The organism is Pedobacter sp. 05L430, assembly GCF_056397585.1.
Window position 1 is genome coordinate 1 of record NZ_JBFTNT010000096.1, and the last position, 21,585, is coordinate 21,585.

Annotated in this window: 15 protein-coding genes, 1 pseudogene and 1 riboswitch; of the genes and pseudogenes, 5 read left to right on the forward strand and 11 right to left on the reverse strand. The window is 38.1% G+C overall.

Features of this window, described 5'->3' with window-relative positions; all coding sequences use genetic code 11:
• On the reverse strand, positions 1-2,237 hold a 2,237-nt coding region (gene metE, locus AC1DG9_RS14200; protein WP_477634775.1), incomplete at its 3' end, for a 5-methyltetrahydropteroyltriglutamate--homocysteine S-methyltransferase.
• 218 nt (positions 2,238-2,455) lie between these two features.
• Positions 2,456-2,646: riboswitch (cobalamin riboswitch) on the reverse strand.
• 103 nt (positions 2,647-2,749) lie between these two features.
• On the opposite strand from metE, the gene AC1DG9_RS14205 reads away from it, so the two are divergent.
• On the forward strand, positions 2,750-3,403 hold the full coding sequence (locus AC1DG9_RS14205; RefSeq protein ID WP_337717953.1) for an SCO family protein: 654 nt from the start codon (positions 2,750-2,752) through the stop codon (positions 3,401-3,403).
• Positions 3,404-3,405: 2 nt separating this feature from the next.
• The gene (locus AC1DG9_RS14210) at positions 3,406-3,690 is read left to right on the forward strand and encodes a c-type cytochrome (protein ID WP_477634776.1); all 285 of its coding nucleotides are present in this window, start codon (positions 3,406-3,408) and stop codon (positions 3,688-3,690) included.
• Positions 3,691-3,696: 6 nt separating this feature from the next.
• Here AC1DG9_RS14210 and AC1DG9_RS14215 read toward each other — a convergent pair whose 3' ends face one another.
• From AC1DG9_RS14215 to AC1DG9_RS14230, 4 genes are read right to left on the reverse strand one after another with little or no spacing between them, the layout of a single operon-like run.
• The gene (locus AC1DG9_RS14215) at positions 3,697-5,346 is read right to left on the reverse strand and encodes a glycoside hydrolase family 32 protein (protein ID WP_172660377.1); all 1,650 of its coding nucleotides are present in this window, start codon (positions 5,344-5,346) and stop codon (positions 3,697-3,699) included.
• A 56-nt stretch (positions 5,347-5,402) separates the two neighbouring features.
• On the reverse strand, positions 5,403-9,653 hold the full coding sequence (locus tag AC1DG9_RS14220; RefSeq protein ID WP_477634777.1) for a SusC/RagA family TonB-linked outer membrane protein: 4,251 nt from the start codon (positions 9,651-9,653) through the stop codon (positions 5,403-5,405).
• Positions 9,654-9,695: 42 nt separating this feature from the next.
• The gene (locus tag AC1DG9_RS14225; RefSeq protein ID WP_172660380.1) at positions 9,696-10,613 is read right to left on the reverse strand and encodes a carbohydrate kinase family protein; all 918 of its coding nucleotides are present in this window, start codon (positions 10,611-10,613) and stop codon (positions 9,696-9,698) included.
• A 10-nt stretch (positions 10,614-10,623) separates the two neighbouring features.
• Positions 10,624-11,958 (reverse strand): sugar porter family MFS transporter, encoded by a 1,335-nt coding sequence (locus AC1DG9_RS14230; RefSeq protein ID WP_172660381.1) that lies wholly within the window; start codon positions 11,956-11,958, stop codon positions 10,624-10,626.
• Positions 11,959-12,241: 283 nt separating this feature from the next.
• Between AC1DG9_RS14230 and AC1DG9_RS14235 the strand changes: the two genes are divergently transcribed.
• A complete protein-coding gene (locus AC1DG9_RS14235; protein WP_288882821.1) occupies positions 12,242-15,037 on the forward strand; it encodes a substrate-binding domain-containing protein in 2,796 nt (931 codons plus the stop codon).
• Positions 15,038-15,044: 7 nt separating this feature from the next.
• Here AC1DG9_RS14235 and AC1DG9_RS14240 read toward each other — a convergent pair whose 3' ends face one another.
• A complete protein-coding gene (locus AC1DG9_RS14240) occupies positions 15,045-15,494 on the reverse strand; it encodes a GNAT family N-acetyltransferase (RefSeq protein WP_288882822.1) in 450 nt (149 codons plus the stop codon).
• A 100-nt stretch (positions 15,495-15,594) separates the two neighbouring features.
• On the opposite strand from AC1DG9_RS14240, the gene AC1DG9_RS14245 reads away from it, so the two are divergent.
• On the forward strand, positions 15,595-15,843 hold the full coding sequence (locus AC1DG9_RS14245; RefSeq protein WP_172660383.1) for a hypothetical protein: 249 nt from the start codon (positions 15,595-15,597) through the stop codon (positions 15,841-15,843).
• Positions 15,844-15,853: 10 nt separating this feature from the next.
• Here the strand turns inward: AC1DG9_RS14245 and AC1DG9_RS14250 are convergent, their stop codons facing one another.
• From AC1DG9_RS14250 to AC1DG9_RS14260, 3 genes are all read right to left on the reverse strand, one after another.
• Positions 15,854-16,306: a hypothetical protein gene (locus tag AC1DG9_RS14250; protein ID WP_477634778.1), complete on the reverse strand. Its 453-nt coding sequence runs from the start codon at positions 16,304-16,306 to the stop codon at positions 15,854-15,856.
• Positions 16,303-16,530: a hypothetical protein gene (locus AC1DG9_RS14255; protein ID WP_172660385.1), complete on the reverse strand. Its 228-nt coding sequence runs from the start codon at positions 16,528-16,530 to the stop codon at positions 16,303-16,305. The genes AC1DG9_RS14250 and AC1DG9_RS14255 overlap by 4 nt, the downstream gene beginning before the upstream one ends.
• 66 nt (positions 16,531-16,596) lie before the next feature.
• Positions 16,597-18,756, reverse strand: coding sequence for a hypothetical protein (locus AC1DG9_RS14260; RefSeq protein WP_288882824.1), 2,160 nt, complete (start codon positions 18,754-18,756; stop codon positions 16,597-16,599).
• A gap of 122 nt (positions 18,757-18,878) precedes the next feature.
• Between AC1DG9_RS14260 and cls the strand changes: the two genes are divergently transcribed.
• On the forward strand, positions 18,879-20,330 hold the full coding sequence (gene cls, locus AC1DG9_RS14265; protein ID WP_172660387.1) for a cardiolipin synthase: 1,452 nt from the start codon (positions 18,879-18,881) through the stop codon (positions 20,328-20,330).
• A 210-nt stretch (positions 20,331-20,540) separates the two neighbouring features.
• On the opposite strand, the gene AC1DG9_RS14270 is transcribed toward cls, so the two are convergent.
• Together AC1DG9_RS14270 and AC1DG9_RS14275 are read right to left on the reverse strand one after the other, a co-directional pair.
• Positions 20,541-21,299 (reverse strand): class I SAM-dependent methyltransferase, encoded by a 759-nt coding sequence (locus AC1DG9_RS14270; RefSeq protein WP_172660388.1) that lies wholly within the window; start codon positions 21,297-21,299, stop codon positions 20,541-20,543.
• Positions 21,300-21,367: 68 nt separating this feature from the next.
• A pseudogene (locus tag AC1DG9_RS14275) lies at positions 21,368-21,585 on the reverse strand (endonuclease/exonuclease/phosphatase family protein); the annotation flags it as partial.

Genomic DNA, 21,585 nt, shown 5'->3' on the forward strand with positions numbered 1-21,585 from the left:
TCCCAGTGGCGGGTCTTTAAACCGCAGTCAGGATTCACCCAAAGTTGGGCTGCCGGAATAACAGATTTGGCCTTTTCAAGTAGTAAAACCATCTCTTCTTTGCTCGGAACCMTTGGCGAATGGATGTCGTAAACACCCGGACCAATTTCATTTGGATATTTAAAATCAGCAAAGGCATCTAATAATTCCATCTGTGATCTTGAACACTCTATCGTAATTACATCAGCATCCATATCGGCGATGTTCTGAATGATGTCATTAAATTCAGAATAGCACATATGGGTATGAATCTGAGTTTCATCTTCGACCCCACTTGCTGAGATACGGAACGCCCTAACTGCCCAATGCAAATAATTTTGCCAATCGGCCTTACGCAATGGTAAACCTTCGCGGATAGCGGGTTCATCGATCTGTATGATCTTAATCCCTGCCTTTTCAAGATCCACAACCTCATCTCTAATTGCAAGCGCAATCTGTGTACAGGTTTCTGATCTGGGCTGATCATTTCTAACAAATGACCATTGCAAAATAGTTACCGGACCAGTAAGCATTCCCTTAACCCACTTATCACTAAGTGATTGCGCATATGCTGACCACCTAACAGTCATCGGTTTCGGTCGATGCACATCACCATAGATTACTGGTGGTTTTACACATCTGCTACCATAACTCTGCACCCATCCATTTTTAGTAAATGTAAAACCTGCAAGTTGCTCACCAAAGTATTCAACCATATCATTGCGTTCAAACTCGCCGTGTACTAAAACATCAATACCCGATTCTTCCTGAAAACGAATCGTTTCTTCAGTTTCCTTTTCAATTAACGCGTCGTATTCTGCAAGAGTTAAATCGCCCTTTTTATATTTAGCTCTCCAACTTCTTACCTCAGGTGTTTGCGGAAATGACCCTATAGTTGTTGTTGGGAACAAAGGAAGTTTTAATGCCTTATGCTGTGCTTCTTTACGAATTGCGAAAGCATTTTCCCGATTTTCATCTTTAGTAGTTATACCAGCAACTCTTTGTTTTACCGCCTGATTATGGATTAAGGAAGAAGTTTTGCGGTTTTCATTCGCATTAATATTCTCCGCCAGTTTTTCGGCTGCCGCCTCTTCTCCATTAACTAATTGTTTTAAAGTGACAATTTCATCTACCTTTTGCTTAGCAAACGAAAGCCATTGCTTAATCTCTGGGGTTAAAACAGATTCATTTGTTTCCAGTTCAAGATCACATGGTGAGTGTATAAGCGAGCACGATGGGCTAATAATCAATCTTTTAATACCAATATTAGCTTGTGCAGTTTCAATTAAAGCCAATGAGGTTTTAAAATCATTTTTCCAAATGTTTCTACCATCAACAACGCCAACTGATAAAATTAAATTAGAAGGAATAACATCCAAAACAGGTTGTAATTGCTCCGGATTTCGCACAAGATCAATATGCAATGCAGTAACCGGTAACGATGTTGCTAATTCCTTATTGTCTTTTAAAGCTTCAAAATAGGTAGTAAGCAACGTTTTAAGATTAGGAAATTGCTTTTTTATTTCCGCATACACATATTTATAAGCTGCTTTATCTTTATCTGTTAAATCTAAAGAGAGAAAAGGCTCATCAAACTGTACCCATTCAACATGTTGCTCTTCCAGTTTCTTTAAAATATCGATATATACCGGAAGCAGATTTTTAATAAGGTCTATCCTTTCAAACCCGGCTTCCTTTTCTTTACCAAGCAAAAGGTAGGTAACCGGACCAATAATTACAGGTTTGGTTTTAATGCCTAGTCTTTTACTCTCATTATATTCATCTAATATCTTGGTCGAAAACAGTTTAAACTGCTGATCCTTTACAAATTCGGGAACAATATAATGATAGTTAGTGTCAAACCATTTGGTCATTTCCATGGCCGTAATATCCAAGTTGTCTTTCTGATAGCCTCTGGCCATTGCAAAATAAAGGTCTAATTCTGAATTGCCTTTATTTAAAATAACCTCGTGATAACGCTTAGGGATTGCCCCAACTGTTAACGAAAGATCTAATACCTGGTCATAGAATGAAAAGTCGTTACTGGGAACTAAATCAATACCCGCTTGCTTTTGTAATTCCCAATTTTGCTGACGGATGTTTCTTCCAACCTGCACCAGGTTTTGAATTGTTGTTTTGCCCGACCAATACTGCTCGCAGGCTTTTTTGAGTTCTCTGTTGCTACCAATTCGCGGATAGCCTAGATTGTTTGTTAGCATTTTTCTTGCATTTAATTGAAAAAATCAGTTAAAAGCCCTTTGCTGAACTTCGCAATGCAATAGAAATAAAGAAGATTAAGAAAGGAAAAGATGTACTCAAGATGCCGTCATCTCGCACGCAGAGAGAGACCTCCTGACATAAACAAGGGATATCTCCTACCGTCGATATGACGGACGTCAATACATCATACCTGACTTGTGCTTCAAATCGCGAAAGCATTGTCAATTCGGTGAAGGCAGGTCTCCTGACTTGTAACATTTTTACCATCCTTCCCATTCCATAACTGGAACAGTGGATACTCTAAGGGTAAAAACCTTTGTGTTACTTACAGTTGCGCGACAGTTCGTGATTTACACACGATTCCCTATTAATCTACAATTAAGTAAAACCTCTCCGGTTGATGAAGAATTAAAGTAAAGAACTTATAAGCTGCAAACTTACATTTTATTACCCACACATTACATATTAATTTTTGAGTAGTGTACCTTTGCAACATTCTAAAAGCATTATTATGAAATTTAACCGATCCATTTTATCCGCATTTTTATTTGGTAGCATAGTGTTTCTGGCCTCTTGTCAGGATCAAAAAAAGCTTCCTATTTTAGGCCCCAGAGAAGCAGCAACAGTTAAAAATGCAGATGGATCAACCAGCGTTGATACGGTATATAAAACTATACCTGCATTTAGCTTCTTAAATCAGGACAGCACCCTTATTAACAACGATACTTTTAAAGATAAAATTTATATAGCTGATTTCTTTTTCACTTCGTGTACAACTATATGCCCTACCATGCACCGCAGCATGAAAACCATATTCGACAAATACAAAGACAATCCTGATGTGATGTTCCTTTCACACACCATCGATTTTAAATACGATCATCCATCAGTTTTAAAGAAGTATGCGCAAAAACTAGGCGTAGATGGCCCAAAATGGCAATTTGCTTATGGCTCAAAAGACAGCATCTACAAGATCGCGGAAAAGGATTATCTGGTTGCAGTAATTGAAGATAGCACAGCTAAGGAGGGATATGTACACCAGGGTTGGCTAATCTTAATTGATAAGCAAAAACGTATACGTGGAGCTTATGACGGAACTAACCCCGAGCAGGTTGCACAGCTTACCAAAGATATCCCGGTTTTACTAGCAGAAGATAAGAAGTAGTTATGCGTAAATTAATAATAAGCACATTATTTCTGATCACAATTGCTACAATGATCTATTCTTGTCAAAGCTCAGAACAGCTAAAGCAAGACATCTATTATGCAAACGGCCGTGATCTTTACATTAAACATTGCCAAAATTGCCATGGTTCAAAAGGAGAAGGATTAAATGCTTTGGCTCCGCCCCTTACAGATACCGTTTTTCTAAGGGAGAACAAACAAAAAATAGCTTGTTTTATAAAAAATGGCGCATCAGGCCCGATTACTGTAAACGTACACCATTTCTAAATAGAACTATTTCCAGATAGACTTAGCTGAATACACTTCCAGGTTTTTAACATCAATATTGTTCCCCCAGAAATGGAAACCCTCTTTATTATCATCAACCGGTTTTCTTTCCATTGAATAAGAGTAAGCACCACCATCAATAAACACCTCTATAGATGTTCTGTCAACATAAATATCAGCTGTTAGCTCCATGCTGGTCATATCTGCAGGTGAATAGAAAACCCCATTAATTGTATTATTGTTCATATCATAATCAATAATACGCTGACCAAATAAATTAAACCCGGCACTAGTCGCATGCGAAAGCTTAAAGGTAGTTTTAATGCGTATTTTATCAGCGCTATTGAATTCCTTAAGTTTCTGATTTGCATCATCAGATTTTAAACCAGCCCATTGGTTTGTACGTTCAAACAATTGTTCAGTCTCACTTACAGGCAAATTATACAACCTAATTCCATTTTTTGTTGAGTGAAGTTTCAGTTCTGTAGGCAATAACATCATGTTGTTAAAAGCCATACCCGGTTGCGCTACTCTTCCCCAGCCTATCTGAATACGTCTGCCGTCACTTTCAGGGATATTAGAATAGGTTTGAGCCGCATAAATAGACCCTGTTGTATATAAAAGCTTACCTGTTTCAGGAGTAAAAGCTTTTCCATCAAATGAACCAATCATATAAGTACCCGATGCACCATACATCACCCATTTGGTCTTATTTTTATCTCCATCAACTGGCAATTCAAAAAGGTCCGGACATTCCCAAAATCCGGTAACATGACTTTCAAAATTCCACTCCTTTAAGTTTTTAGAAGTATAAATAGAATGACCATCGCGCTCATTTAAAGCCATTACCCAATGTTTACCTGGTTTATACCAGAAAACCTTAGGATCGCGTGTATCTCTACTATTCCATTTCTCCTTAGAGTCTATAACTGGATTTTTTTCATATTTAGTCCAGGTACGGCCTTTGTCCAAGCTGTAAGCAACACATTGAATTTCTCTATCTGCATTGTCGGCAGTATAGAAAGCAACCATTGCAGGTATTTTTCCTTTATTAAAACCTGCAGTATTATCATAATCAATCACAGCAGATCCAGAAAACATAGTACCTAACTTATCAGGATGTAAAGCCACCGCGAGCTCTTCCCAATGTACAAGATCTTTACTCACAGCATGCCCCCACGACATATTTTCCCATTCTCTCTCATAAGGATTGTGCTGATAAAACAAGTGGTATTCACCTTCATAATATATCAATCCATTTGGATCATTAACCCATCCCCTCCTTGTAGTAAAATGAAACTGAGGGCGATTTTTCTCATGATACAAAGAATCCTGACCAGCAATCTTATCGTCCTGATAGATTTTGCTAAGTCCTGTAGCATCACCATCATAGCTTATTTTTATAGTTTTTCCTTTATAAGCAGATACGTCGCTAAAAACCCAGTACTCAGGTTCCCCTGTTGCCAATCTTATTTTAAATGAGCGTTCTTGTTTACCCGCTATTTCAAATGTCATTATTCCCCTATCCTGGCGTTGAGATATAGGTAAGTTGAGGTATTTCTTAGTGATCTTAATAGAAATATCTGCTGCAAAAATTGAGATACTGCAGTACAACATTAGCCCCGTGGTAAGTATGGCTTTTAAAATTGATTTCATCGTTTAGTTATTTAGGTTAAATTGTATGTTTATGTAATAATAATATTTTAAATCCATTACCAACCCTTATTTTGTTGGTATAAGCCTTTGCTAAAATTAACCTGATTTAATGGAATTGGAAAATACTCATCTCTTGCGGCTGTAAATTTAGCGGTAGCCAAATGGTTGGCTCTTGATTTTTCTATGTTAAAATAAGCGTTCATGGTTTGCGCCGCTACGCCCCAGCGTACCAGATCGAAGAAATGATAGCCTTCAGTTGCGAACTCAATCCTTCTTTCAAAGCGAAGCGCCTTTCTGGCATATTCCTGAGTCCATGTACAGTTTACGCCCGGCTGATATAGCTGAACATTATAGTTCGAGGTTGGATTTCCGTTAGCAAGTTTAAGAAGTGCTTTACTTTTTGATGAACGATCCCTTACCTGATTTATCAACGGGTAAGCCTCATCTTGTCTACCAAGTTCTATAAGCGCTTCAGCTTTCCAAAGAAGTACATCTGAATAACGAATAATCTCCCAGTTTTTAGAGCTCGACATAAATGGCGGAATTTTCTGAAAAGAAGCATCACCTGGCAATACCGCCTCTTTTAAACTTGCAAATGCATCATAAACTGCAGGAGCCCTTGCCCAAAATCGTTCAAATATAAAATCTGTTTTATACTTAAAAGGAGCTCCGGGTTTAGCAACAGTATGATCTAAACGAGGATCAAAAGTGCTGGTCTGAAAATCAAGTGACGCTGCAACATCAACATCGTTGTAGGTGCCAAACATTGGCAAACCATTTGCATCAGTTTTAAATGAGTTAATCAAATCATGGCTAGGCACATTAAATCCGCAGCAGCCATAATCCTGGTTCATTGGGTAATTAAGCGCGTGTCCATAGTCAAGCCGCCCCTTAGGTGTTCCATCATCTTTCGAATACTGAATAGCAAACACGGACTCTGGTCCATTTTCGGTTGAAGACAGAAAATTATTAGCAAAATCATCACTTAAATGATATCTGCCGGATGCAATTACCTCATCACATAAAGCATTAACCTCTGTTAATTTTTCAGAGCTTATGGAAGTTACTGTATTGCTTTCGTCCTGAATGTACGCCTGATATAAAAGCGCTTTAGCTAAATAAGCCTTTGCAGTAAATTTATTTGGCCGGCCTTTGTCACTTTGATCTGGTGGAAGCACAGCGGCTGCATCTTTAAAATCTGATGCAATCTTGTCCCACAACTCTTCATTACTTAATGCCCTGTTAGAAACTGTTGGATAATCCTCTTTTACAAGTGTTTCATCAATAAATGGTACATATTTAAAAAGGATTTTAAGCAGGAAGTAGTAATGGCCTCTCAGGAACTTTAGTTCTCCTTGTCTTTCTGCTTTTTTAGGATAATCCGCATCAGACAAAGCATTTACTCTTTTTAAGGCGTCATTAACCCTTCCAACACCTACATAAAGCCTAAACCACAACTGATCCAACAAACCATTATCTACCCTATTTGTAACAAAGGTTTCAAAAAGATGGAATTCAGACAAATCCCCTGGTCCATCTCCTCCTTTATAAGTATCTCCACCTCTAACGCTACCGTATGGCCACATGCTTGAATAAGGTGAGGTATAATGGTCGTTTCCTAAAGATGAGTAAGCTGCAATTACCATCTTGTCAACATTTTCGGGAGTATTCAGTTCTTCACCAGAAGCAACTCCCTGTGCTGGTTCGTCAAGTACCTTTTTACAAGACGTAAGAAGGACACCAAGAACCGAACCATCTTCAATAAAATAGGTTGATGACCTGCCCTCGTTATTATTATCAATTAAGGTAAGTGCAGGAATGGTTGAGGATTGGTTAGACGGAGTCCATGCATCAAGAGTTCTCTGGCCCCAGTTTGTCCCTGTCCACAAGGATGAAAAATCAGTATAAGTTTTAAATTCATTTGTTACCTTGATGCTAATTGCCTGCACAAAGAAGCTAAGATCAAAGTCTTTGTATGTAAAGGAAGCGTTTAAACCATAAGTAAATTTAGGGCTGGCATTACCAATAAAATCTCTGTCCTTATCATCTATAACATTATCTCCGTTTAAATCTTTATACCTGATCCGGCCAATTCCTTTTCCAGGTTGAGCTGCCGAAGAATTTACTTCGTCTGCATTTTGAAACAAGCCATCGGCGATATACCCAAAAAATGAATTAATTGGTCTGTTCAAAACAGTTTTATCGGTTCCATTGCCCGGGTAAGAAGCTAAAACATCCTCTGGCAAATAAGTAACTTCGTTTCGGTACAATGAAAAATTACCCGTCAGATTCATTGAAAAATCATCAGAAAATTTGTTATCGTAAGACAGTAAGGCATCAAATCCTTTGTTACGCATCGAAGCCCCATTGATGTATTTACTACCCCCATCACCCAAAACAGCCAGATAAGCAGGTTTAATTAAAATATCGGAGGTATTTTTAATAAAATAGTCAAATGAACCTGTGATTTTGTTGTTTAACAAGCCAAAATCCAAACCGAAATTAGATTCCTGTAAAGATTCCCATTTCAGGGCATTGTTCCCCCTTTGTATTGAAGTAAAACCTGATGGCAATTGTCCGGAACCACTGAGCAGCGCATTTCCGGATCCTATTCCCTCATTTAAGGTATTGCCTGTTGCAGCACCCAGATAAGCGTAATCTATAGTTTCTAAGGCTAGCCCCTGTCTGCTGGCAAGGAATGATTGATTGATGTTTTTAATCTGCTCATGACCAAGCAAAAATTCCACCTGATGTTTATTACTGGTTAGTTTGTAGTTCAGCGTGTTTTGCCAAACTATGTTACCATCGTAATTTTGTGAATTAGTGACCTGATTAGACGGATCTGCTAAAAACCCGGAGATGTATGATTTACGCAATGTCCTTTGGTAAGTTCCATTATAATCTACCCCCAGGCTTGTACGTAAGTTTAATCCAGGAATAATACTATAATCAGCATATACATTTCCCATAATACGATAGAAACTGCTTGAATTTTGCCTGTTATCTTCTATCAATCTCACCGGGTTTTGCCTGTCGGTCATACCCGAGGCAGGCCCACCCCACCCACCATCTATGGTGTGTATCGGCACAATTGGCTGCTGTACAAGCGATGTAAACAGAATATCACTCACCGGGGTAAGTGCATTTTTAATGTAGCTGGCAGTAAGATTTTCTCCTATTTTAAGCTTGGAATTTAAAAAATTAAAGTCGGTGTTTAGCCTAGCAGTAAACTTGTCGTTTTTAGAAGACTTTACAATTCCCTTGTTTTGGTAATAGCCTAAAGAAAACATGGTATTTCCTTTTTCGTTGCCATTGCTCAAGGCAACATCATACGATTGAATAATTGAATTTTGTGAGATGGCATCAAACCAATCTGTATTGGCAGGCCTCATGGTCTTAGCATTATCAATAAACTCAGGATAAATAACTTTATTTAAAACTGGGTTATTCACATCATTATTCCAGTCAAACTGATAGATCTGATGTTTATTCGGATCCGCTTTATCATTAACGGCTGCCTGCCAGTAAGCCCTGCCTCTGCCTTCTGCATCCAGGGTTTTTAATTTGGTAGCGTAATTCTGAATAGAAGCAGAAACATTTACGTCAATTTTTGAATATCCTGCCCTGGCTTTCTTAGTAGTGATAATGATTACCCCGTTCGCAGCTCTTGAACCGTAAATTGTAGATGAAGAAGCGTCTTTTAAAACCTGAATAGATTCAATATCATTAGGATTTAATTCCTGCAAACCTCTCTTCGATGGCACACCATCTATTACATAAAGTGGATCATTATTACCTAAGGTTCCGATGCCTCTAATCCTCACAGTAGCACCGCCTGATGGAGAACCATCTGTAGTGATAAAAACACCCGGCACACGTCCCTGGAGAGACTTAACAGGATTCCCGACTGGTATATCTTTAATACCTTTCACGTCTACTACATTTACTGCCCCGGTAATGTCCTTCTTACGTTCTTTCTGATATCCGGTTACTACTACCTGATTCAAACTGGTACTTGCAACATTTAGTTTGATCTGAATATTTTGTGAGTCTGCAGTGATAGTGTAGCTATATGGATCTGCGCCCATATAAATAAACTTTATCGCTTGTCCGTTCTCTGCGCTGATCTTGAAATTCCCGTTCTGATCAGTAAGAACCGTAGTTTTAGTACCTGGAATTGCTACTGTCACCGCCTCCAAAGGCACTGATTCTCCATCAGTTACCTTTCCGCTAATGACTCTGGTTTGCCCAAAGCTCGCGCTTATCGCTATGAGCAGCAAGCTGCATAGCAAGAAAAATTTTCTCATGATTTATTTGGTTATGGTTTAAATATTTGGTTGTTGTTTAGGTTATTTCTGTTTAAATATTTGATCTCTGAACTGAATGTACTCGGCAATATCATACTGAGGACAGCCTCCTTTTTTGGTTGCAATAAACCCGCCCATGGCTATCGCTTTCATTAATATATCTTTAGGTTGATCTTTAAGGTAATGACTGGCAATAAAAGCAGCCAGAAAAGAATCGCCACTACCAATCGTATCCGTTACTTTTATCTCGTTGCCCCAAATATGATGTGCTTCATCATTCTTGTAATACGAAGCGCCAAACTCTCCTTTAGTAACAACGATTTCGGGGACATTAAAACGGTTTTGGATAAACTTAACCATCTGTGGTTCTCCCTCAAATGAACCGCTAAACATAGTCTGCACCATACTCAACTCTGCCTCATTAAACTTCACAATGTCTGCTTTAGTTAATAGAATTTCTAACAATGAATGATTAATAAAAGGCGGACGAATATTGATATCAAAAACTTTTATTGCATCAGTATCCAACAATTCGATAAGCGTATTTCTGGAGGTATCATTTCTGGAAGCCAGGCTACCATAAACGAAATATTTTGCTGGCTTTATTTGTTCCTTTAACTCATTTGCTTCATTAATAAAATCCCAGGCAACCGGAAAAACAATCTCATAAGTCACCTCATTCCCATTGTTCATTCTGGCAAGCACTTCACTGGTAGCGTGCTCTTTGTCGGTTTGCAGGAAGCTCCTGTTGATCCCCCAATTGCCCATCAGTTCTTCCAGCTTATGCCCATTGTTGTCATCACCAATTCTGCTAATCAAACCAGATGCTACACCTAATTTATTGAGGTGATAAGCAACATTTAAAGGTGCGCCACCCGGCTGAGGACCATCAGGCAAAACGTCCCAAAGTATTTCTCCATAGCACACTGCTTCTGCCGTTAAAGATATTTCTTGTTTCATAGTTTAAAATTTAATGTAAAACAATATTGTCGCCGATGCTCTCCAATGATTTTCCTTTTGTCTCAGGCATAAAGCGCCATACAAATAACAATTGTAAAACCATCATGGTGCCGAAAAAGCTAAAAGTTACCGCACCTCCAAAAGTTTCGGCAAAATAAGGGAAGTAAAAAGCAACCAGAGCGGCCATTACCCAGTGCGTAGAGCTGCCCAAGGTTTGCCCTTTTGCCCTCACCTGATTTGGGAAGATTTCTGAAATAAACACCCAAATAACCGCTCCCTGAGAAAATGCAAAAAAAGCAATAAACACCATCATATAGATGGGAATAGCCATACCACTAAAGCGCTCGGTATAAAATGTAAAGGCCACTAAAAATAAGGAAGCGATAAGGCCAAAAGACCCGATTAACATCAATACACGGCGACCAACTTTATCTATAAAATTTAATGCTAATAAGGTAAATGCAAAATTAATCAGCCCAATTCCAACTGTTGATAACAGCGAGGAATGTGCACCAAGTCCGGCCATTTCAAAAATCCTGGGCGCATAATAGATAATGGCATTAATACCCGACACCTGATTAAAAAACGCAAACAGCACGGCAAATATCACAGGTTTCGAATACTGACCAGAGAACAAACTTTCCTTGTTTTTTGAAGATTCTCCCAATTTCTTTTCTGATCCCTTAATTGCCGCTAACTCAGCCTCACAGTTCAGCGGGTTAATGATCCTTAATATTTCCAGTGCCTTTTCAGTAGCTCCTTTTTTAAGGATAAGCCAACGTGGACTTTCGGGAATAAACTTAATTAGGATCAGGAAAACTAAAGATGGTACAGCTTGCACACCCAACATCCAGCGCCACGATGATTCTCCACCCTGGCTAATCAGGTAATTTGAAAGGTAAGAGATCAGAATTCCAAGTACTACGTTAAACTGGAACAATCCTACCAAACGGCCACGTCTGTCGGCCGGCGAAATTTCTGATATATAAATTGGAGCCGTTACTGAGGATGTGCCGACTCCCAAACCTCCGATAAATCTGAATACAAGAAAAACATACCAGTTATCTGCCAATGCAGTTCCTAATGATGACAACAAGTAAACTACTGCAACAAAATACAAAGTGTTTTTGCGGCCGAACTTATCAGATGGTCTGGAGCCAAGTAATGAGCCTATCACAGTACCTATTAAGGCTATTGAAATGGTTAGCCCATGTTCAAATACAGAAAGATTCCAATATTGTTGAATTGATTTCTCGGCTCCTGATATCACTGCGGTATCAAAGCCAAAAAGAAACCCGCCTAATGCTACTACTACCGACCAGGCAAGCACTGAATTTTTTTTCATGAAGTTCGATTTATAAATGGTTAATGATTGCAAATTAGAGGTAAATCAGAAGCAGGTGTTATGATTCTTACATCAAATTCTTTAAAAAATCAAACACAAACAAAACCACTGATAATCAAACGATTAAAAACAAACAAAGGAAGTAATTTCCCCTACATTAAATCTGGTTACATAATTCTTTAACTCTCGTTACACTGCTTATTGCAGCTGCATGTTCGAAATTTTTAAATGAGCTATATAATTTATAGCTTTATTGATTAGTACTTAGTTACCAACCAAATAAATGAGCAATTCAGTCGATTTTAAAAGTCTTTTTAAGTACCAGATTACAATGCTGATCGTAGTTGTATTTGGGCTGATATTACCTTTAATAGGATGCTCAGATAAAAAGGAAACGCCTGAGTATAAAATTGGCTTTTCGCAATGTGTTGGATCTGACTTGTGGCGAAAAACAATGCTCGATGAGATGAAAACCGAGCTTTCGCTGCGTCCTGGAACTAAATTAAGTTATGCCGATGCCAATAACAGCAGCAGCAAGCAGATAGACCAGGTAAAACAAATGATTGAAGAGGGTATTGATTTACTTATTATTTCTCCAAACGAAGCCCTTCCATTAACTAAAATCGTTGAAGAGACCTATAACAAGGGAATTCCAGTAATCGTTATCGATCGTAAAACTTCATCGCCACTTTATACTGCTTATGTTGGTGCAGAGAATTATCAGGTTGGTAAAATTGCCGGCGAATATCTGGCAAACAGTCTAAAAGGTTCAGGAAATGTTGTAGAGGTAATGGGACTGCCCGGCTCCTCTCCTGCTATTGAGCGTGACAGGGGATTTATGGACGCACTTAAAAAGCATCCTCAAATTAAAGTAAATGGGCAGTTTTATGGCGACTGGCTTGGTGAAAACACAGAGGTTCAACTACTTAAAAACAAGGATAAACTTAAAAATGTTGATGCCATATTTGCGCATAATGATGTAATGGCAACAAGCACCCGCAGGGTACTTCAAAAGCTTAATCTGAATAAACGCATACAAGTTGTTGGTGTTGATGCCTTGCCCGGCAATGGCGGTGGGCTAAACCTGGTGAGTAACAAAACGCTTACTGCCAGTGTACTTTACCCTACCGGAGGTAAAGAAGCTATCAATATAGCCATGAGGATCCTGAACAGAGAATCATTCTCTAAAGAGAATATTCTGCAAACTGTGGTTATCGATAGCAGCAATGTACAATTAATGAAGCTTCAATGGGCAAGAATAAGCAGTCAGCAAAATGATATTGAACGGCAACAGACTTTACTGGCAGACCAATTCAAGGTATACAATAGCCAAAGATTGGTATTGAATTTCATTGTGATTACCCTTGTATTAGCGGTTGTGTTCGGGGGATTAGCCTTTCACGCCTTACTGGAGAATAGAAAAATCAATAAAAGTTTGGAGCTAAAGAATGCTGAGATCTTAAACCAACGCAATCAGTTGATTGAAATGTCGGAAAAAGCTCAGGCCGCAACCGAAGCTAAACTTAATTTTTTTACCAATATATCTCACGAATTCAGAACACCTCTAACACTGATCTTATCACCTCTGGAAGATCTGCTTAAAAATGAACGGATAAAAACATCCGCAGGTAATAATCTTAAGCTAATTAATAAAAACGTGTATAGGCTACTTCGGTTAGTAAATCAATTGATGGACTACCGGAAAATTGAGCATAAAAAATTCAAGCTGCATGCCACTGCCAATAACATAATAGATTTTATAAAAGAAATCCTGGATAGCTTTAAACACAGTGCTGAAAAACGAAATATAGACTTGAGACTAGTGATTAAAGAAAGTCCGGGAGTAGTTTGGTTTGATGTAAACATCCTTGATAAAGTGATATTTAACCTACTAAGCAATGCTTTAAAATTTACCAGCGATAACGGGAGAATATACATTACAATAAGCAAAACTGAAGATACTGTTCATATTGATGTAGAAGATAATGGAGTGGGAATGACTGACATAGAGCTTAAACATATTTTTGATCAGTTCTATCAATCGGATGTAAATTACAGTAGAGGTTCGGGTTTAGGGTTATCTCTTTCAAAAGAATTGATTCTTTTACACAAAGGCGATATCTCTGTAAACAGCCAAAAGTGGCAGGGAACAACATTTAGAATAGCACTTCCATTAGGAGACACTCACCTTACTGCCGAAGAAAAAGTTGCACAGGAACAGCAAAGTGCAAAACTTTATGATCAGATAAAAATATACACTACAGAACATGATCATGCGGCCATCAAAGAAAAAGATCGTTCATTTGAGCACATTAAAGATCAATCCATATTAATTATTGAGGACAATCAGGATCTCCTGGATTATTTAACGGATAAATTTGAGGGAACCTATGAAATATTTACAGCATCTACAGGTACGAATGGATTGGCAGAAGCATACGAAAAAATTCCAGACCTGATCATTACTGATGTTGTTGTGCCAGGTATATCCGGAAAAAACCTGACTCAGCAACTCAAATCTGATATTCGTACCTCACACATTCCAATTATATTATTAACTGCGCAAGGCAGCATAGAGCAGCAAGTAAATGGTATACAGAGCATGGCAGATGTGTATATCACGAAACCATTTAACTTCGAATACTTGCAAGCAAATGTAGAAAATCTGATCAAAAACCGGGTTATTTTAAAAGAGCATTATACAAGCGACATCTCCTCATCGGGCGTTAAAAGAACAATTACGAATGTGATTGACAAAAAGTTTCTAAATGACTTTGCCGGCATTGTAGAACACAACCTAGGCAATGAGCATTTCAGCGTTGATGACATCAGCAAAGCAATAGGCATATCCAGAGTTCAACTGTACCGTAAAATTAAAGCATTATTAAACTGTAGTATAACAGATTACATTCTGAACAGGCGACTTAAAAAAGCTAAGTACTATTTAAACAACGAAGAGTATTCCATTTCCGAAATCACTTATATGGTTGGTATATCCTCACCTACTTATTTCTCCACCATTTTTAAGAACAAATACGGAATGACCCCTACTGAATATAAAAAGACCCGACTCCAATAGTAAGCGGTTAGCCTTGTTTTTGAAAACAAACACTGTTTTCTACACCCTGGTACTGGCCATAGTTAGGTATAATTTCATATCCCATATTTTTATATAATGAAATAGCTTCAGGTTGCTTTAATCCCGTTTCCAGAACAAAACTATCATACCCTATTTCAACTGCCCACAACTCAAGTTCTGATAAAATCCGCCTCGCAATCCTCTTGCCTCTGGAATCTTCGTTTACATACATTCTTTTTATCTCTACTGCATTGGCTTCAAATGGCTTAAAAGCACCACAGCCAACCGGCTTACCATTATCATAAGCAATTACAACATTTTTGATATTTACTATTTTGTTATACTGAGAATAAAACGCATGATCATCGCCATCGCGGATGGCTAGTTCTTTATCGAGTAGCAGTACTAATGACTTGAAATCTGGATTATCAGAAGTGGTTCGGGTTAATGAAATCATTATAAACAGGTTAAGCAACAAAATTAATGCAAAAACAGCTATTTTTCAGGAACAATCTTTTGTTTGGTTTGTTAAAGGGGGTACATTAAACCAAAATATTATGGAACAGTTTAGAATTGAAGTTGCTGATAATAAGCCCTTCGGTCGCTTTTTAAATATAAAAGCGATCAAAAACAAACAATATCAGATCTATGATGACCGTCAGGAAAGAATTGGAACAATTGAAATTGATAAAGAGGATCGCAGGCATTGCAGACAAAGTTTGGACTGCAAAGTAGACCTGACTTTACTGAATTCAATTAGAGATAGCATCCTCCTTCACGAAGAACAGGAATTGGCAATAAAGTAAACGCTGTCTCTTAATGATTCGACTTCACCGCATTCTTCAGGTGCATAATCTCATCGAACTCTACTTTTGCCACTGGATAGCCTTTCAAACTCYGCTGCACCTCATATACTTTATTACGTTGTTCACTAAGAGCTGGCAATTCCCCATAACTTTTCAAGTAAAAATTACAATTTTCCCTTAGCATTTCCAGCTCTTCAAACTTCTTCATATTGGTATAAAATGCCGGATCTTTAACCCCAGGCAATAAGGCTTTTTGTGCTAAAATCCTCCAATACAAAATAGCAGGGGTTATTTTCCTTGCTATTTTTTGTGCCTGCTCCAATTGGATTAATGTAGCCTCATATTCGCCTGCATGATAGCTTTTTTCAACCTCCTTCATTATAGAGTTTACAGATGCTACCTGCCCCCTACCAACAATTGCGCTGCAGATAAGGACAACAAGTAGAATTAAAACTTTCATCATTTACCTTCCTTTTTCGGCGCTATTCCCTTTTCAGGCTCTAAAGTATAAGATGCTTCTGAAGCCTTAGAGGCTTGCTCGAACAATTCTATTTCCGGCTGTTCTACTTTCTCTTCTTCAAAGGTATCATCCAAACCATTTGAATGAATGTCTTTTTGACTTTGCTGATCCTCTGCTTCTGAATTTTCAGAATCATCAAGAGGTATGTTGTTTTCTGGTGTGATCATGATTTTTTTATTTTAACAACAATGCTTATCGCAGGTTGTTTGAAATATTCGCGCGTTAGTTGCCAATTACCAGGTAAGGTTTACTTTTATCCCATCCGGACTATTATTAAAACCCAGATAAAGGGTATTTGAGCTTTCATCCCATGAAGTATTTACATCGGCTATTTCCTCACCATTATTGCTTAAAACAGCACACTTTACAGGCTTAGCGGGAAGTAAAACACGAATACTGTTTACCGTTTTTGCAGGGCTTTTACATATAAATGAATATGCTCTTCCATTCCTTACTTCATCATATATCCTTGATGCTGTAGCTAAAACCATAGCCTTAGTTTTATCTTTTACACGCAGTATATTGTATAAAAGGGCTTGTTCCCCTGGTTTAATCACCTTCTCTGAAAGTACAGGAAGATTTGGATCAAAAAGATCTATAACAGGACCTTTAATTTTATATGGCTCATTACTTAAAGATTCGTCCATTACGGAAACAATATCATACGGACCTCTTTGCAAGTAAAGATTGTTTTTAAAGGATAGCTCCCCTGCTTTTGCATCAAATTCATAAGCATGTTTAACAAGGTCAAGATAAGTATTTGCCGAATTGGCATTTAACACAAACTCTTTAGGATTTTGTTTAATCAAATAAACTGCCCCTTTACCTACCGATACCTTTTTATTCTTAATCGGCTTTACATTCATTAAGCTAAACAAATGATCTGAAGGGACTTTAAATTGATTGCCCTTCGTATTCCACCATTCCATAACTGATTGATAAGGATCATCATCGCGTCCACAATAGAACAGAACACCACCACCTTTAACCCAATCTGCAATGTACTTATGTACCTCAGCCGAAACAGGCTTCATGTTTGAGTAACTAACTATTAATACCTTTATGTCTTTAAGCGTCCCCTTAAAAGAAAGATTCTCCATGTGCACTGTTTGTACAGGTACTCCTTTTTTTAGCAATGGCAATGTTTGGCCATAAAAGTTAGAAAACTGTGGATCTTCATATCCCTTATGATCAGGAAAGCGTTGGAACATTAGACTATTGCCCATCAAAACACCAATACCATTTTTGCCTGTAACCTTATTTTCTGACAGTGGCATATCATTTAACGCATTAACCATCACCTGCATCTGAGTAGAATAATACTTAGGAATTAACACCGCCTCTTTGCTGTTCGCCAACTTGTAAGGTCTGGTATAAATACGTTCCGGCCATGGCATTACTTCATAGTTATTAACCATTGGATACAACAACTTAGCTGTAAATGTGGCCTGATAATTAAGCTTATAATCACTCCAATCGCGTGGCCAATCTTCAATAGGATCTGTAAGGAAGAACATTTTTCTACCAGTAGGTGCCGTCATAGAAACCATAGAACCATATTCAAGAAAGGCATTTTCAAATACCCGTTCTTTCCTCTGTCCATCAAAATATGTTGGCTCACGGGATGTCCCTGTCCACACCTGGGCAATGTATCCATCAATCCCTGGCAAAGAAGCCAAACTCGCCTCCGGACTAACTATTTGCCATGACGAATAGTTAACCAGTGAATGCGTGGCGATGTAAACTTTTATAGCTAACCCTTTCGTTTTACCATACGATTTGGCATACGAGGAAACATCCTTAATTGCCTCATAATACAAATGGTACTTTAGTTTGTTTGATAAATAGGTATTCTCTGCCGACTCATGTTGTGGCCTCCAGTCAAAACCATAGTACTTTTTCCACTCTTGTTTAAACACCTCGCTATATCCTGCTCTTGCCCAAAATTCCGGTTCCTCTAAATAAATGGAAGTTATGCCGGCGTCAATTACCTTTTTAATGATAGCCGTTTTCATATATTCAAGAAAAGACTGTACGGGCACTATGTAGGGCACACCTCCCCCATGCCAAATCACATTTCCATTTCTTTCTACCTGGCCAATATCCTGATGATTTTTACCATCCCATTTACCTAAAAAATAGTCCTGATACTCCCCCCATGCTATCCCTGTCATAAAGTGTGTTTGGTAGCCATGGTCTCTCCATGAGTTTACGCGCTCCTGAAACGTCATACCCTGCCTGTCATTTGCCCCGTAAACAATTGCAATATCAGACCGTACATCTATTTCGGGTTTCCAGGCACTACCTGTCTGAAATGCAGTTTTTTCTAATTGCGCACTGGCATGCATAGCAATAGAAAAAGAAAATAACGCCAAAAGAGTTAATGTTTTCATTATTTGGTTCTTAGGTTTGGTTCTTGTGTGTTGTTACCGTAAATATAATTTATTCATCTATTTATTGGTCAGGAATTATTAACTTACTACATATCTATTCGTTTTAACTGCTTATCACTATTATGGACTGGCTGCTGATTTCAGAAATCATTTACGTTGTTCTTTTAATCTTTGTTTGTCTGCGCATTATATACGATACCAGAAGCACAACCAAAAGCCTCGCATATTTGTTGTTTGCCATATTTGTCCCTTTTTTTGGGATGCTCTTCTATTTCTTTTTCGGTATCAATTACCGACACAGAAAAATGTATAGCAAAAAACTTTATGGCAACGATGATCTGGCAAATAAATTCAGGCACGACATACTTCAGTATTCAGAGCTCACTTTTAAGGAAAATGGCAATGCTGTTCTTGGCAACAAGGAATTGGCATTTATGATATTAAAGGATTCTATGAGTCCATTAACTTCAAAAAATGCTTTAAAACTACTGATCAATGGTGAGCAAAAATTTCCGGAAGTATTAAATGCAATTAAAAGTGCAAAACACCATATCCATATTGAATACTATATCTATGAGGATGATGAAATAGGCCACGCAATTGAACAAGCTTTGATTGAAAAAGCGAAGGAAGGGGTTACAGTTCGTTTTATTTATGATGATTTCGGAAGCCGCAGCATCCGCAAAAAGCTAGTTCCAAGATTGGTAGAGAACGGTGTAGAAGCCTTTCCTTTCTTAAAAGTGCATTTTATGCTTTTTGCCAACCGTCTCAATTACCGGAACCACCGTAAAATAATTGTAATTGATGGCGTTACTGCTTTCGTAGGTGGCATAAATGTTAGCGACCGATATATTAACAATGGATCAGAGAAACTTTATTGGCGTGATACACATCTCCGAATTGATGGTCCGGGAGCACAATATCTGCAATACCTATTCTTATGCGACTGGAATTTCTGTGCAGATGAATTGCTTCAGCCCAATACAGATTTTTTTCCTCCCAAGCCTCTGCAAACAGTAAACGATAATAAAGTTGTTCAGATTGCGGCCAGTGGCCCCGACTCCGAATCACCAACCATCTTGTTCTCTATCATTCAGGCCATCAATCTTGCAACCAGCGAAATACTCATAACAAGCCCTTACTTTATTCCTGGCGAAAGCTTATTGGATGCATTGATTATTGCCTCTCTAAGTGGAATCTCTGTTAAACTTTTAGTACCAGGAGTATCAGATTCTATACTTGTAAACTCTGCCGCCAGATCCTATTATAGTGAGCTACTAAGTGCCGGTGTAGAAATATATCAATATCAAAAAGGTTTTGTACATGCAAAAACAATGGTTACAGATAAAAAGATAGCTATGGTTGGTACTGCTAATATGGATTTCAGAAGCTTCGATCTTAACTTTGAAGTAAATGCAATTGTTTACGATACTCCAATTGCCACGGAATTAAGCGATATTTTTTACCGGGATTTGAAAGATGCATTAAAAATTAATCCTGTTTATTGGAATTCACGCCCTGTGTACAAGAAATTATTGGAAAAAGCAGCAAGATTGCTCTCCCCATTGCTTTAGAAATTTCATGATGGCTTATATCTGGTTCTGTCCTGCCTCTGTAGTGCCTTTTCATCCTCTTGTATATTACTTCGGTTCCTCTTCAGTTAATCTTAAGTTCATGTTCGTTCTAAGGTTAAGATTAACATAAGAAAGTCTGGCTTTGGTGTTAGGTTAACTCAGAAGCAAGTCAGAATCAGAGAGACAGCACCCGAAGTCCACATGATTACTTCAAACCTTACCGATATATACTTTGGTATCGTAATTAATGGTAATTGAATTATCTTCTTTATAGTCCTCAAAAAGCTGTTTCAAGTCTGTAACCATTGCTTCGTAACCATTTTCTCCTCTGGCAGGCATATAAGAGGATGAAAATAATCTCCCCTGCAATCCATAAAAATCAAAAACCTGTTTGTTCTGAAAAAGATGATAGGAAAAAGACTCTGGAGCATAGAATTCTCCGATTTTGATTTCATCAATATTTCTGTGATCTACCTTCACATAGTCCTTTCCATGCTTAATGATCAGTTCATCATATGCAACCTCAAAGGCAGATGTAGTTTTTCTTTCGTTCCAGATAAGTACAACTAAACCCTTTGGTTTTAATATCCTGCTAAACTCAGCTCGCGCCGCATCCCTGTCAAACCAGTGAAAGGCCTGGCCAGCTACTACAGCATCAATACTATCGGTTTCTAACTTCGTGTTTTCCGCGGTCCCATCTACTGCATGAAATGCTGGAAGATGTCCAAGAAGTTCAATAGCCTTCTCTCTCATCTCCGTATTTGGTTCAACAGCAAAAACCTCATATCCTGAATTAAGAAATAGTTCAGCAGAAATTCCTGTGCCAGCTCCAATATCTGCAATAATTTTATCCGGAGATAAACCAAACTTAGACTGAAGGAAATTGATGATCTCTACCGGATATCCCGGGCGATATTTAACATAGTCTTCAACTCTGTTACTAAATCTGCTTGTATTGTCTTTTACCATAGTAAAATACCCAACAAAAAAGAGGCCATACCATTATAAAATGTTATGGCCTCTTAGTGGTTAATAGATTATTTTACTAATGTTACATTTACCAGAATTGGGAAATGATCTGAAACAAACTTACCATGATAAGTATCGGTAAGAATCCCCCATTTGTCGGCTTTAAAACCCTTAGTAACAAATACATGGTCTATAATTTCATAACCATCTACGCTTTTGCCCCAGGCATTAAACGATGAATTATTTGCATATGGATGTTTAACCTGCGTATAGGTATCAGTTAAAA

What these genes read in the sequence shown, in the direction of transcription:
- AC1DG9_RS14205 (WP_337717953.1), top strand. Translation starts at nt 2,750, where the DNA reads ATGAAATTTAACCGATCCATTTTATCCGCATTTTTATTTGGTAGCATA.
- AC1DG9_RS14210 (WP_477634776.1), top strand. Translation starts at nt 3,406, where the DNA reads ATGCGTAAATTAATAATAAGCACATTATTTCTGATCACAATTGCTACA.
- AC1DG9_RS14215 (WP_172660377.1), bottom strand. Translation starts at nt 5,346, where the DNA reads ATGAAATCAATTTTAAAAGCCATACTTACCACGGGGCTAATGTTGTAC.
- AC1DG9_RS14220 (WP_477634777.1), bottom strand. Translation starts at nt 9,653, where the DNA reads ATGAGAAAATTTTTCTTGCTATGCAGCTTGCTGCTCATAGCGATAAGC.
- AC1DG9_RS14225 (WP_172660380.1), bottom strand. Translation starts at nt 10,613, where the DNA reads ATGAAACAAGAAATATCTTTAACGGCAGAAGCAGTGTGCTATGGAGAA.
- AC1DG9_RS14230 (WP_172660381.1), bottom strand. Translation starts at nt 11,958, where the DNA reads ATGAAAAAAAATTCAGTGCTTGCCTGGTCGGTAGTAGTAGCATTAGGC.
- AC1DG9_RS14235 (WP_288882821.1), top strand. Translation starts at nt 12,242, where the DNA reads ATGAGCAATTCAGTCGATTTTAAAAGTCTTTTTAAGTACCAGATTACA.
- AC1DG9_RS14240 (WP_288882822.1), bottom strand. Translation starts at nt 15,494, where the DNA reads ATGATTTCATTAACCCGAACCACTTCTGATAATCCAGATTTCAAGTCA.
- AC1DG9_RS14245 (WP_172660383.1), top strand. Translation starts at nt 15,595, where the DNA reads ATGGAACAGTTTAGAATTGAAGTTGCTGATAATAAGCCCTTCGGTCGC.
- AC1DG9_RS14255 (WP_172660385.1), bottom strand. Translation starts at nt 16,530, where the DNA reads ATGATCACACCAGAAAACAACATACCTCTTGATGATTCTGAAAATTCA.
- AC1DG9_RS14260 (WP_288882824.1), bottom strand. Translation starts at nt 18,756, where the DNA reads ATGAAAACATTAACTCTTTTGGCGTTATTTTCTTTTTCTATTGCTATG.
- cls (WP_172660387.1), top strand. Translation starts at nt 18,879, where the DNA reads ATGGACTGGCTGCTGATTTCAGAAATCATTTACGTTGTTCTTTTAATC.
- AC1DG9_RS14270 (WP_172660388.1), bottom strand. Translation starts at nt 21,299, where the DNA reads ATGGTAAAAGACAATACAAGCAGATTTAGTAACAGAGTTGAAGACTAT.